Below are 12,244 nucleotides of genomic sequence, written 5' to 3'. Positions count from 1 at the left end.
GACTGTCCGTAAAGCTTGTGCAGGATGGCATGGCCGGTGCGGTCGGCGGCGGCACAGGTGCGTTGCACCGGCGGGCCTTCGCCATAGTTCATCATGTGGCCGCCGAACGGCCGCTGGTAGATCTTGCCCTCTTCGGTGCGCGAAAACGGCACGCCATAATGTTCGAGCTCGTAGACCGCGGCCGGCGCTTCGCGCACCAGATATTCCATGGCGTCGACATCGCCCAGCCAGTCCGAGCCCTTGACGGTGTCGTACATGTGCCACTGCCAGGAATCGGGACCCATGTTGGACAGCGAGGCGGCAATGCCGCCTTGCGCCGCCACCGTGTGCGAGCGGGTCGGGAACACCTTGCTGATGCAGGCGGTGCGCAGGCCCTGTTCGGCCATGCCGAGCGTGGCGCGCAGGCCGGCGCCGCCGGCGCCAACGACCACCACGTCGAACTTGTGGTCGACAAAGGTATAGCCTGCCGTGTTGGCTTGTTTCGCGTCCTTGGCCAACTCAGCCTCCGAATGCCAGCTTGAGCAGGGCGAAGATCGAGGCGACGCCGACCGCTATGGTGAAAAATGTATTGAGCGCGATCAGCGCCAGCTTCATGCCTTCGCCATGCACGTAATCCTCGATGATCACCTGCATGCCGAGCCGCATATGGGTAAGCCCGGAAATAAGCACCAGGGCCATCACCAGCGCGACGAACGGGTTGGCAAGAGCTGCCCGCACATGTGCGTAGTCGGCGCCGTTGAGCGCGATCAGGAAGCCGACGAAGAACAGGATCAGCGGGATGTTGGCGATCGCGGTCAGGCGCTGGCGCCAGAAATGCCCGGTGCCCTCGCGGGCGGAGCCGAGGCCGCGGACCCTCGCCAGCGGCGTGCGCATGTCGGTGTTTTTGCCGCTCATGGTCAGGCTCCCCGCGCCATATAGCCGGCGATCCAGATCAGCAGCGTGAGCAGGATCGAGCCGGCCAGCGTCGCCCAGGCGATCTTCGAGGCGGTATGCTTCTCGAGGCCGGCGCCGGTGTCCCAGACCAGATGGCGCACGCCACCCAGCATATGGTGCATCAGCGCCCAGGTGTAGCCGAACAGGATGAGCCGGCCGAGCCAGGTGCCGAAGGCCCAATTGGCCCAATCGAAAGTCGCCTGCGAGCTGGCCGCCGCCATCAGCCACAGGGCGACCAGCAGCGTGCCGAAATACAGCGCCCCACCGGTGATGCGGTGAATGATCGACATCGTCATGGTGATCGGCGGCCGGTACACGGTGAGGTGCGGCGAAATCGGCCGTTCACGTCTGGCAAATTCGCGGGTGGCTGGTGATTTGCTCATGGCTCCCCCAGTTCGGCGTCTCTCTGGAGCCTCAGGTGGAAATGCGGCATTGCCGCTTCCGGTTGCGACTTCGGACAGCCGGTTTCTAATGCTCTTTTTGCACCGCGTCAAAGCCAGAAAACCGTTTCGAAAACGTAATTTAGTCTGACTAAAAGGCCGGCTTAGGCTTCAATCGATTAGGCCGGGAGGCCCGAAGCCGGCTCGATATCGCTGCAGTGCAACATGTCTGGCCCAAGGGCCCGGCGGTGTTGAGATTAGCCCTAGCGTTTGCAGGTCTGCGGCGTCGACCCCTTCTTCATCACCAGCGCCTCGCGTCCGTCGATCACGATTGCGTCATGCGTGGCCGCCTGGTAGCGGCTGCTCTGGTTGGCGGGCGACGCCGCAAACTCCTCGGTCGCGCCATCGGACCCGACCACACGCAACGACGTGCCTAGATTTTGGATGGAGATCATACCGTTGTTGCCGCATCGGTAGGTGGCCGTGCCTATGCCGGATCGCGGCGCGGTAAGGTCGGTGATGATCTTGGCTGCAGCTGCCGGAGGCGCCGCGGCTGCGACGGACTGCTGAGCCGGCGCAGGTGAGACGACGACGGTATTGGCCGCCTTCGGCCCACTGTCCTGTGGCACACAGCCAGCGACGACCCCGAGCAACGGGAAAACGGACGCCCAAATCGGCCGGCGTAGCGCCATATGCTGTCCTCCCGCGCGGCAAACCAGCCGCGATGCTTTGCCAAGATCAAGGTCATCCCGACGCCGAGACGGACACCAGCCGCGATGGTGCGGCCAAGCATGGCCGAATAATGGCCAACGGGTTTTCCATCCAGTCGGATATTAACGGATATTAACCATGTTTACCGAGACATCGCCGCCAAACGCGCTGGCCTCTTAACAAAGGTTAAGAAAACGTTAATTTCTGATTCGAGGAGGCTTTCCCTCAGGACACGGAGGACGCCATGCGTTCGAATTCAGGCAGATCGCGCCTTGCGGCGCTCATCGTGGCGGCATCGGTCGTAGCCCTTGCAGCGCCAGCGCTCGCCGGCGCCCGGCATCAGGATCGCGTCTACGCTGATTCCTTCGGCAATCTCGTTGTCGACAGCGCCGCCGGCTACAAGCGCATCATCGTCGGCGAAGGCAAGCTGGCCAAGCAGCTATCCGACTACACCAGCGCCGGCCAGCCCAAGGTGATCTACGAGAACGAAGCCGACGAAATCAGCGGATACAGTGATTGCTACCGGCCGCCTGTGCTGGTGAAGGGCCGCTCCTATATGTACGGTCTCTCCGACGGCGAGATGCCCGAACTCAGCCCCTGCCGCTAGACACTTTGTTTGGACGCAATTTCCCAAGGGAAAGCGCTATGCGCTTTCCCGGGAAAACCGTTTCACACTTTTCCTGAAATTGCTCTGGCTTCCATTCCGGCTGACGACCAGTTGCCGGCCGGTCCGGCGGAGACGCGCACGCAATCGCGCCCGGCATTCTTCGCCTGATAGAGCGCCTGGTCGGCGCGCCGCATCAGATCGGCAAAGTCTTCGCTCGGATGAAGTTCGGCGACGCCGAAGCTCGCGGTGCAGCGGTTGTCTGCCGGCAGCCCGTCGATGGGCAGCCCGCCAAAGGCGCTGCGCGTCCCCTCGGCGAACAGCCGCGCCGCGGCAAGGTTGGTCCCCGGCAGGATGATGGCGAACTCCTCGCCGCCAATCCGACCCGCAACGTGATGCGCGGCTGCAGCTTCGCGCAGGAAGCCTGCAAAAGTCTCGATCACCCGGTCGCCTGACGCATGGCCGAAACTGTCGTTGACGCTCTTGAAATGATCGAGATCGGCGATGACCAGCGCGACCGGCACGCCTTGCCGCATCGCGCCAAGCACCGCCAGCTCGGCATGCCGGGTGAAGCCGCCGCGGTTGAGCAGACGCGACAGCGTGTCCGTTTCCGACTTCGACGTCACTTCGGCGAGCACGTCGCGAACCAGGATGGCCAGCATCAGCAGCGCCAGCGCCAGCGCAAAGACAGTGCCGAGCGATTGCGACACCAGCGCGTAGTTGCTTTGCAGATAGGCCTGCGGATTGGCGCCCCAGCCGCCAAGCGCATGCGCGATGAACGGTTTGGAGGCAAACTGCAGACCGCTCGCCGCCAGCACGGCCATCAACATGCGATCGAGACGGGCAAGCTTTTGCCTCGATGACCAGACAATGGCCAGCCCCACAAACTGCATGACCGCATAGGGAAGCTGGTAAGCCATGATGCGGATCAGCGACTGGCGGGGCAGATCCTGCACGAAATACACAGCTATGGTGGTGGTCAACAGGAACAACAGCATCGGCTTCCAGGGCAGTGCCACGCCGTATTTGCGGGCAAGCCCGCCATTGAACGCAATGGTGGCGGCAAGGAAAACCGCGAAGGCGGCCACGACCGGGAGCCGCGCGTCGGAGAAAGCGGGAATGGAGAATTCGATGGCCGAATAGGCCATGCCCAGCAGATAGCCAAATGCCAGCCAGCGCGCCGGCGCGCGGCCGACATCGTGGAAGGCGACCGCCATGAAGGATGCCGCCAGCAGGCCGGCAACCGACAGATTGATCAACAGGATGAAGTTGGCGCCGCTCATGTTCTCCCGCACCCGCGCCGACAGCTAATCATCGACGGGCGAAGAAGACGTTAACGCCGTCCCGTCCGGGCAGATTCAGCCGGTCTTGAGCGGCTCCGGCAGGAACGCCGTTTCCGGCCGCTCATAGGACAGGCGTACACTGTCGCGGCCGTTCTTCTTGGCTTTGTAGAGCGCATCGTCGGCACGGCGCATCAGCGGCTCCAGCGCCTCGCCACCGCTGCGGGCCGCCACGCCGAAGCTTGCCGTCACCCTCGTTCCCTGGGGAAGTCCGTCGACATGACCGGCCGAATAGACGGTGCGCACCGCCTCGGCGAACAGCCGGGCCGCGGCAAGATCGCTGAGTGGCAGCAGCACCGCGAATTCCTCGCCGCCGATACGCCCGGCAACACCGCGCGCGCCGGCCGCCGACCGAAGCTTGGCGGCGAAGTCGGCGATCACGCGATCGCCCGCGCCATGCCCATGCACATCGTTGAGCGCCTTGAAGTGATCGAGGTCGGCCAACACCAGCGCGACCGGGAACCGGGCCGAGGCGCAGTGCTGCAAGAGCCGCATGCCGCGTTCCTCGAAGCCACGCCGGTTGAGCAGGCCCGACAGGGGGTCGGTATAGGTCTCGGTCTTCAATGCCTTCAACACGTCGAGTGCCGCGGCGGAAAACAGGCACAACGCAATGAGCAGCGAGAGCAGCGCGTGCGACAGCAGCGCCGTCGTCCAGTAGGACGAGCCATAGAACCCGTCATAGCTGGCGAAGGGCCCATGCGCGATGACGACGGCAAGGGTGCGCACGAAGAAATTGACGCCCGACAGCAGCGACAGCACGAACAGGATTTTTTCGGTCGGGCCGTTGTTGCGCACCGGGCGCAGTTCGGCAGCAACCAGAAGGCTGATGCCGCCGAATGCGAAATTCATCGCCAGGATGCGCCAGGTGAGATCCGGCGCGACGAACAGGAACCAGCACAACGACGCCAGGCCGCCGCCGGCCAGCACGGCGATCCCCACATAGGGCACCTTGCGGCCATAGCGGTGGATGACAGCGCTGGCCAGGCAGCACGCGGCGATGGTGAAGCAGATGTTCGACGTAAGCTTGGTCAGCGGCATCCCGATGGGCAAGGTGAAATACTGCAGCAGGAAGCCAGCCGCCGAGAGACTGTAGCTGATCGCCAAAACGGCCAGATAGGGGCGGTGGCGCTGATAGGACCATAGCACAAGGAACGCCGCGCCGAGCGCCAGCGCGATCGTCGGGTTGAGCAGCGCAATGAGCAGACCCGTGTCCAACCGACTGTGACTTCCCCTGGCTTACGTCAGGGAAGAGCTTAGAGGGCAAGCCCAAACAAGCGGTTAAGCGAAAGCGGTAAGCAGGACCGCCGTCTCAAAATAATGTCAGGGAACCGCAGTCCCCAGTCAGCGTTCCTCCGTTCACAATCTGGAGCGACCCATGGCCGACACAATCACACTGACCGACCACGATGCGATCCGCTCATGGGCTGCCGGGCGCGCCGGCTTTCCCGCAATCGTCGACATATCGCCGGAAGCGGGGACGCAGCCCATGTTGAGGCTGGTCTTCGGCCAGCACGCCTATCAGGATCAGGACCAGCCTGAACGGCCGCTCAATGCGGGAGGCTATGAACTCGTCGAATGGGACGAATGGTTCAAGCTCTTCGAGGAACAACAGCTTGCGCTAGTGGTCGCGGCCGAACAGCCGGGACGCCGCGAGGAGTTCCACGAGCTCGTCCGCCGCGACGGAAAGAGCTGACCCGAGCCGGGCGCGGCTCGGGTTCTGTTCAAATCCGGGTTACTTCCACTCGCGGATGTCGACGAAGTGGCCGGCGATCGCCGCCGCGGCCGCCATCGCCGGCGACACGAGATGGGTGCGGCCCTTGAAGCCTTGCCGGCCCTCGAAATTGCGGTTCGAGGTCGAGGCGCAGCGTTCATGCGGCTTTAGCCGGTCGTCGTTCATGGCAAGGCACATCGAGCAGCCCGGCTCGCGCCAGTCGAAGCCGGCGGCGACAAAGATCTTGTCGAGACCTTCGGCTTCCGCCTGTTCCTTGACCAGGCCGGAGCCGGGCACGATCATCGCATCGACATGCGGGCTGACCGTCTTGCCTTCGACCACCTTGGCGACGGCGCGCAGATCCTCGATGCGGCCGTTGGTGCACGAACCGATGAAGACGCGGTCGAGCGTGATGTCGGTGATCTTGGTGCCCGGCGTCAGACCCATATAGTCGAGCGCGCGCTGCTTGGAGGTGCGCTTGTTTTCATCGGCGATGTCGTCCGGGTTCGGCACGATGCCCTGCACCGACACGACATCCTCGGGCGAGGAGCCCCAGGAGACGATCGGCGGCAGCTTGGCCGCGTCGAGCACGATCACCTTGTCGAAATGCGCGCCTTCGTCGGACTGCAGCGTCTTCCAATATTCGAGTGCCGCATCCCAGGACGCGCCCTTCGGCGCGCGCGGCTTGTCCTTGACATAGGCGAAGGTCGTCTCGTCGGCGGCGATCAGGCCGGCGCGCGCGCCGCCTTCGATCGACATGTTGCAGATCGTCATGCGGCCTTCCATCGACAGCGCACGGATCGCTTCGCCGGCATATTCGATGACATAGCCGGTGCCGCCGGCGGTGCCGATCTCGCCGATGATGGCCAGGATGATGTCCTTGGCGGTGACGCCCTCCGGCAACTGGCCGTCGACACGCACCAGCATGTTCTTGGCCTTGCGCTGGATCAGCGTCTGCGTCGCCAGAACATGCTCGACCTCGGACGTGCCGATGCCATGCGCCAGCGCGCCGAAAGCGCCATGCGTCGAGGTGTGGCTGTCGCCGCAGACGATGGTCATGCCGGGCAGAGTAAAGCCCTGCTCCGGACCGATGATGTGGACGATGCCCTGGCGGATATCGTTCTCGGAATAATATTCGACGCCGAAATCCCTGGCGTTCTTGGCCAGCGCCTCGACCTGGATGCGGCTTTCCTCGTTCTTGATGCCGAACTTGCGCTCGGGCGAGGTCGAGACATTGTGATCGACCACGGCCAGCGTCTTTTCCGGATGCCGGACTTTACGGCCGGTCATGCGCAGGCCTTCGAAGGCCTGCGGGCTGGTCACTTCATGGACCAGGTGGCGGTCGATGTAGAGCAGGCAGGTGCCGTCGTCCTGGCGATCGACGACATGGTCGTCGAAAATCTTGTCGTAGAGGGTGCGCGGTGCGCTCATGTGCGTAAATCCGTCGATATGAGAATGGGAAAGAGCAGGTACCGGACCTCAGGCCCGGCGAAAGGGACCCGAACAGGTCGGCCTAGGGTAGTCGGCTGGTCAGCGCCCCGGACACGCGCGCGGAAAAACGCGACGGCAGGCGTTTCCTGTCCTGCAGCACGAACCCCTTGTAGGCCGGATCGCCAAAAAGCTCTTCCATGGCGTGGCTCATACCAATGTTTTGGGTTTTCGGCAATTGCGGCGTTCAGCGCCTTTACCTTCTCCCGCAAGGGGAGAAGGTAAGTGGAGTCACAACACTTCAAACACAAACGTCTTCACCAGCGCGTCAGGCTCGGCGATCGCATAGCAGCGGAACCACGGGCTTTCCTCGATCGGCCGCCATTTCCCTGCCTGCTCCAGCTCGTCGAACACGGCTTGGAAGCCGCCGCTCTCGAACACCTGGTCGCGCACGGTGAAGATGGCGTGGCCGCCCTGGCGGGTGATGCGCACCAGTTCGTGCAGGCCTGTCGCCGGCGCATGGCTGATGGTGAACACGCCGGTCGAGAAGAAGGCGCGGAAGTGGCCGTCCGGCCACGGCAGCGTTTCGCCGAGCATTGCCTGCTTCAGGTCGCTGTAGGCATTGCGGCTGCCGGCGATCTTCAGCATATCGTACGAGAGGTCGAGCCCCGCAATGTCGCGGTAACCGAGCGCCTTCAGCGAGGATCCCGACAGGCCAGTGCCGCAGCCGGCATCGAGCAAGGGGCCATCGCCCGCCGGCACATGACGCGCCACCCAGGCGGTGATCAGGAAAGGCAGGAGGTAGCCGAGCGAGGCGGTCTCGCTGTCATAGGTCGCGGCCCACGCGGCATAGGCCTCCTCAAGCGCTTCCGGCGTGTCGGCCGTATAGACGGAATCCAGCGCCGCATTGGCTTTGTCGACGATCATGGGGACCTCCTCAAGGGGAATGCTCGGGGATCGTAGCGCTGCCTTGGCCGAAAAACTATTCCTCGTGCTGGCGGCGCAGCCGCCGCTCCAGCGCCCTGAGCGCCAGCGACAGGCCGACGGTCAGGATGAGATAGATGTAGGCCGTTATCGAATAGGTCTCGAAGAAGCGAAAGGAGCCGGCGGCGTAGACCTTGCCCATCTGCGTGATGTCGGCAACGCCGAGCACCGAGACCAGCGAGGAATCCTTGACCAAAGCGACGAAATCATTGCCGAGCGGCGGCAGGATGGTGCGGATTGCCTGTGGGAACACGATCAGCCGGAAACGCTGCGCGCGTGTCAGCCCAAGCGCCTTCGCCGCTTCGATCTGACCCTTCTCCACCGCCTGGATGCCGGCCCGGAAAACCTCCGAGATGAAAGCCGAATAGCCGATGGTCAGCGCCATGATGGCGCGCCAGAGCAGCGACACGTCGCGCACCAAAAGCTCGCCGAACAGGCCGGCGTTTTGCAGCGGCGCGGTCAGCGCGTTCCAGGCCGCGACGAAGGCCGGCGCGCCGGCAAAGGCGATCCAGAACAACAGCACCAGGATCGGCACGCCGCGGACGATCTCGACATAGAAGCGCGCGATCTGGCGCAGCCAGCGCGAACCGGACATTCCCATCAGCGCGATGCCGAGCCCAATGGCCGACGCCAGCACGAAGGCGATCACGGTGACGAAGATGGTGACGCCGATGCCCTTGGCGACCGTGGCGAACACCTGGGCATAGAGGTTGCTGGTGGCGACGAAGACGGCCACCGCGATCGCGAGGGCTGCGGCAACGACAAGCCACCAGGGGAAGTCGGCTTTGGACGAAGAGGCGGGAGGCATCAAAAGGATTGCGCCAAGGCGCCCCCCTCTGTCCTGCCGGACATCTCCCCCTCAAGGGGGGAGATTGGCAGCTTCGTCGACGGCACTCTTTTTACAACTTTGGTGATTGGCGAAAGCGGAAAAAAGAGCCGATCTCCCCCCTTGAGGGGGAGATGCCCGGCAGGGCAGAGGGGGGCGTTCAAGCGCGAAGTCAGCGCGAAATCACTGCCCCATCTTGTAATCAAGAAACCATTTCTTGTTCAGCGCATCGAACGTCCCGTCCGCCTTCAACGCAGCGATTGCCGCGTTGATCGGCTTCACCAGGTCGGAACCCTTGGGGAAAATGAAACCGAAATCCTCGGTGCCGAGCGGCCCGCCGATCAGTTTCAGTTTGCCCTCGGAGGCGTCGACATAGCCTTTGCCAGCGGTGCCATCGGTCAAAACGACATCGACGTCGCCTGATTTCAGTGCCTGCACGGTCGCGCCGAAGGTCTCGAACAGTTTGATGCGCGGGTTCTGCTCATTGCCGTCGAGCACGCTGTAGACGGCGGTGTAGAAGGGCGTGGTGCCGGCCTGCGCGCCGATCAGCCCGTCCTTGAAGTCGCCGAAGGTCTTGTCGTCAGTGAAGCGGCTCTCATCGCCGCGCACCAGCATGAACTGTTCCGAGCGCATATAGGGGTCGGAGAAATCGACCTTCTCCTTGCGGTCGTCCTTGATGGTGATGCCGGTCATGCCAATGTTGTACTGGTTGTCGGAAACCGCCTGGATCATCGCGTCCCAGGAAGTGTTCTGGTACTCGACCGTGAAATTGAGCCGCTTGGCGATCTCGTTCATCGCGTCATACTCCCAGCCGATCTGCTTGCCGGTCTTGGCATCGATGAACTGCAGCGGCGGATAGGCGTTTTCGGTCACAACCACCACCTTTTTGCCGCCGAGGTCGGGCAGCGCCTGCGCAAAGGCGGCAACGGGCGTCAGGACGAGGGCAAGCAGGCCTGCCAGCAGCAGTTTCGATTTGGTCATGACACACTCCCCGGAAATTGACGGACCCGGACATGGCCGGGCTTGCAGGAAAATACGGCGCCGACTTTAGCTTTCCGCAAGCGTCATGCAAGACGGTCCGCTGCGTCAGGATGCGCGAAAGCGGATTCCAGTGCCTTCATTTCCGGGATTCAGGATTGAACGGTGTCGCGGCAGCGATCAGCTCCGCTTCGCGATGCCGGCATCTGCCTTGCGCAAGCCGGAGACGAACCGCGTCAGCGTGCGGTGCAGGGATTTCAACTCGTCGGCATCCAGCGGCAGGTTGCAAAGCATCGCCGCCGGCACGCTTTTGGCCTGCTCACGCAACGCTTGGCCCTTCGCTGTCGGCTCGACCATAACCCGGCGCTCGTCGGCGGGGTCGCGCCGGCGTGTGACCAGTCCGCCAGCCTCCATCCGCTTGAGCAGCGGCGTCAGCGTCGCCGAATCCAGCCCAAGCGCTTCGCCAAGCTCGCCAACCGTGCTTGGAGCTCGTTCCCACAGCGCCAACATGGCCAGATATTGCGGATAGGTCAGGCCGAGCGGATCGAGCAGCGGGCGGTAGAGCTTCGTCATCAGCCCGCTTGCCGAATAGAGCGCGAAGCACAGCTGCTGGTCGAGCCGCGGAACGTGAAACGTCCCGGTGGCCTCCGCCGGGACGTCGCTGGTGCTCTTTGTCGTCTTTTCCGTCATGCCGCCTTTACCGAAAGCGCTACGTCGACATTGCCCCTGATGGCGTTGGAATAGGGGCAGATCTTGTGCGCCTCCGATACAAGCGCTTCCGCCGCCGCCTGATCAAGGCCTTTCGTTTCCGCCGCGAGCGCGACGCCGAGCTTAAAGCCTTCGCCATTGGGAAGCAGGCTGACGGTGGAGGTTACCCCGGCATCCGTCAGCGACAGCTTCTGTTTGCGCGCGACGAAGCGGATGGCGCTTTCGAAGCAGGCGGCATAGCCGATTGCGAACAGTTGCTCAGGATTGGTGGCGCCCCCCGGCCCGCCGAGCTCCTTGGGCATTGCCAGATCGACCTTGAGCAGACCGTCGCTGGTCTCGCCATGACCGGCGCGGCCGCCGGTGACGTGAGCCTGTGTGGTGTAGAGTGCCATATCAAATCTCCAATTACTTTGTACACGATTATTTAGTACACAAGATAATGTGCCGTCAACAGCGGATCCCGTTTCTGGCGCTGAAAGCGTTCACAGTCCGGTGAAACGAAAAAGGCGGCCGAAGCCGCCTTTTTGAATGGGATGTCCGAAAACCTTATTCGGCGGGGGTCGCTTCCGCGGCGGCCTTGGCTGCTGCTTCGGCTTCGGCGGCGGCCTTCTTCTCGGCGGCGTCCTGGGCGGCCTTCTCGACGGCCAGGGCCTCGGCTGCTGCCACCTTCTCGGCCTCGATGCGGGCCTTCTCGGCGTTCAGCGCATCGCGCTCCTCATCATTCAGCTTGCGGGCGCGCACGCCGGTGTTTTCCGAAATACGGGCCGATTTGCCGCGACGATCGCGCAGGTAATAGAGCTTGGCGCGACGCACCTTGCCGCGGCGAACGATCTCGACGCCTTCAACCATCGGCGAGTAGACCGGGAACACGCGCTCGACGCCTTCGCCGTAGGAAATCTTGCGAACCGTGAAGTTCTCCTGGAAGCCGGCGCCTGCGCGGGCGATGACGACGCCCTCATAGGCCTGGACGCGGGTGCGGGTGCCTTCGGTCACGCGGACCTGGACGCGCACGGTGTCGCCGGGCTGGAATTCGGGAAGCTTGCGCTTGGCTTCGATCTTGGCGGCCTGTTCGGCCTCGAGCTGACGGAGAATATCCATCTCAAAAGTCCACTTCTTGTTCTTCCGACAGTCAGAGCGTCCGACACTCGCCTTGCAGTTCCATTGACCGCTTGGCTATGCCTTTTGTCTCCAAGACATTTGTCTTTGAAACATCCAGCAGGGGCGACTACACCGTCATTGTTGACGGGTCCGGCAGATTCTTTCTGGCCGGTACGGGCGGGCACATACAGCTATTTCGCCGCTTTGTCACGCCTTGGCAGCGCATTTTCTGCTCGCATGGCACCATCGTAATCCTGCCGTGCCGGGTTGCGCCGGTCGTTCAGGCTTTCTAAGCCTGAAATAACACAGTTTTGAGCGGCCGCAATTCATGTCTGTCTTCGATGCCATCCTGCTGTTTCTGGCGGGCTTTCTGTCAGGCGCCGCCAATGCGGTCGCCGGTGGCGGCACCTTCATCACCTTCGGCGCCATGACGTTGGTCGGCCTGCCGCCGATCGTCGCCAACGCCACCTCCTCGGTGACGCAATTTCCAGGCTACATCACCTCGACCCTCGCCTACTCGGCCGATATCAGGCACTTCTGGCG

Annotated in this window: 16 protein-coding genes; 3 read left to right on the top strand and 13 right to left on the bottom strand. The window is 63.1% G+C overall.

From position 1 onward, the window contains the following. From EN964_RS10620 to EN964_RS10605, 4 genes are all read right to left on the bottom strand, one after another. The coding region (locus EN964_RS10620) for an FAD-binding protein (RefSeq protein ID WP_127276340.1) at window positions 1-497 on the bottom strand (497 nt) is incomplete at its 3' end. Between the two features lies 1 nt (window position 498). After that, window positions 499-894 carry a succinate dehydrogenase, hydrophobic membrane anchor protein gene (sdhD, locus tag EN964_RS10615; RefSeq protein WP_127269292.1) on the bottom strand — a complete coding sequence of 132 codons (396 nt, stop codon included), beginning with the start codon at window positions 892-894 and terminating at the stop codon, window positions 499-501. Window positions 895-896: 2 nt separating this feature from the next. Next, complete coding sequence (gene sdhC, locus EN964_RS10610; RefSeq protein WP_032900823.1) at window positions 897-1,316, bottom strand: succinate dehydrogenase, cytochrome b556 subunit; 420 nt, start codon at window positions 1,314-1,316, stop codon at window positions 897-899. Window positions 1,317-1,576: 260 nt separating this feature from the next. Then, window positions 1,577-2,005 (bottom strand): hypothetical protein, encoded by a 429-nt coding sequence (locus EN964_RS10605; protein ID WP_127269291.1) that lies wholly within the window; start codon window positions 2,003-2,005, stop codon window positions 1,577-1,579. Between the two features lie 263 nt (window positions 2,006-2,268). Here EN964_RS10605 and EN964_RS10600 point away from each other — a divergent pair, with 263 nt between their 5' ends. Further along, the gene (locus EN964_RS10600) at window positions 2,269-2,631 is read left to right on the top strand and encodes a hypothetical protein (protein ID WP_127269290.1); all 363 of its coding nucleotides are present in this window, start codon (window positions 2,269-2,271) and stop codon (window positions 2,629-2,631) included. A 62-nt stretch (window positions 2,632-2,693) separates the two neighbouring features. On the opposite strand, the gene EN964_RS10595 is transcribed toward EN964_RS10600, so the two are convergent. Next, a complete protein-coding gene (locus tag EN964_RS10595; RefSeq protein WP_127270056.1) occupies window positions 2,694-3,911 on the bottom strand; it encodes a diguanylate cyclase in 1,218 nt (405 codons plus the stop codon). A 75-nt stretch (window positions 3,912-3,986) separates the two neighbouring features. Beyond that, on the bottom strand, window positions 3,987-5,183 hold the full coding sequence (locus EN964_RS10590; protein ID WP_127267370.1) for a diguanylate cyclase: 1,197 nt from the start codon (window positions 5,181-5,183) through the stop codon (window positions 3,987-3,989). 160 nt (window positions 5,184-5,343) lie between these two features. On the opposite strand from EN964_RS10590, the gene EN964_RS10585 reads away from it, so the two are divergent. Beyond that, on the top strand, window positions 5,344-5,661 hold the full coding sequence (locus EN964_RS10585; protein ID WP_127267369.1) for a hypothetical protein: 318 nt from the start codon (window positions 5,344-5,346) through the stop codon (window positions 5,659-5,661). A 39-nt stretch (window positions 5,662-5,700) separates the two neighbouring features. Here EN964_RS10585 and leuC read toward each other — a convergent pair whose 3' ends face one another. The 7 genes from leuC to rplS form a co-directional block, all read right to left on the bottom strand. After that, window positions 5,701-7,110, bottom strand: a complete 1,410-nt coding sequence (leuC, locus tag EN964_RS10580; RefSeq protein WP_127267368.1) for a 3-isopropylmalate dehydratase large subunit — start codon at window positions 7,108-7,110, stop codon at window positions 5,701-5,703. A 288-nt stretch (window positions 7,111-7,398) separates the two neighbouring features. Then, entirely contained in the window at window positions 7,399-8,034 is a 636-nt protein-coding gene (locus tag EN964_RS10570; RefSeq protein ID WP_127267367.1) for a class I SAM-dependent methyltransferase, read from the bottom strand. A 55-nt stretch (window positions 8,035-8,089) separates the two neighbouring features. After that, on the bottom strand, window positions 8,090-8,899 hold the full coding sequence (locus EN964_RS10565; RefSeq protein WP_127267366.1) for an amino acid ABC transporter permease: 810 nt from the start codon (window positions 8,897-8,899) through the stop codon (window positions 8,090-8,092). Between the two features lie 201 nt (window positions 8,900-9,100). After that, window positions 9,101-9,898, bottom strand: coding sequence for a basic amino acid ABC transporter substrate-binding protein (locus EN964_RS10555; RefSeq protein WP_127267365.1), 798 nt, complete (start codon window positions 9,896-9,898; stop codon window positions 9,101-9,103). A gap of 177 nt (window positions 9,899-10,075) precedes the next feature. Next, on the bottom strand, window positions 10,076-10,585 hold the full coding sequence (locus EN964_RS10550) for a MarR family winged helix-turn-helix transcriptional regulator (RefSeq protein ID WP_127267364.1): 510 nt from the start codon (window positions 10,583-10,585) through the stop codon (window positions 10,076-10,078). Beyond that, the gene (locus EN964_RS10545) at window positions 10,582-10,995 is read right to left on the bottom strand and encodes an organic hydroperoxide resistance protein (protein WP_127267363.1); all 414 of its coding nucleotides are present in this window, start codon (window positions 10,993-10,995) and stop codon (window positions 10,582-10,584) included. Before EN964_RS10545 ends, EN964_RS10550 begins: the two co-directional genes overlap by 4 nt. Window positions 10,996-11,149: 154 nt before the next feature. Continuing rightward, window positions 11,150-11,701, bottom strand: a complete 552-nt coding sequence (gene rplS, locus EN964_RS10540; RefSeq protein WP_013528861.1) for a 50S ribosomal protein L19 — start codon at window positions 11,699-11,701, stop codon at window positions 11,150-11,152. Between the two features lie 328 nt (window positions 11,702-12,029). On the opposite strand from rplS, the gene EN964_RS10530 reads away from it, so the two are divergent. After that, the coding region (locus EN964_RS10530) for a TSUP family transporter (protein WP_164775777.1) at window positions 12,030-12,244 on the top strand (215 nt) is incomplete at its 3' end.

The sequence above is a fragment of the Mesorhizobium sp. M7A.F.Ca.CA.001.10.2.1 genome (assembly GCF_003998575.1).
Classification (GTDB): Bacteria; Pseudomonadota; Alphaproteobacteria; order Rhizobiales; family Rhizobiaceae; genus Mesorhizobium.
The sequence above is the reverse complement of the archived record's forward strand: the minus strand, read 5'-3'. Positions and strand labels throughout refer to the sequence as shown.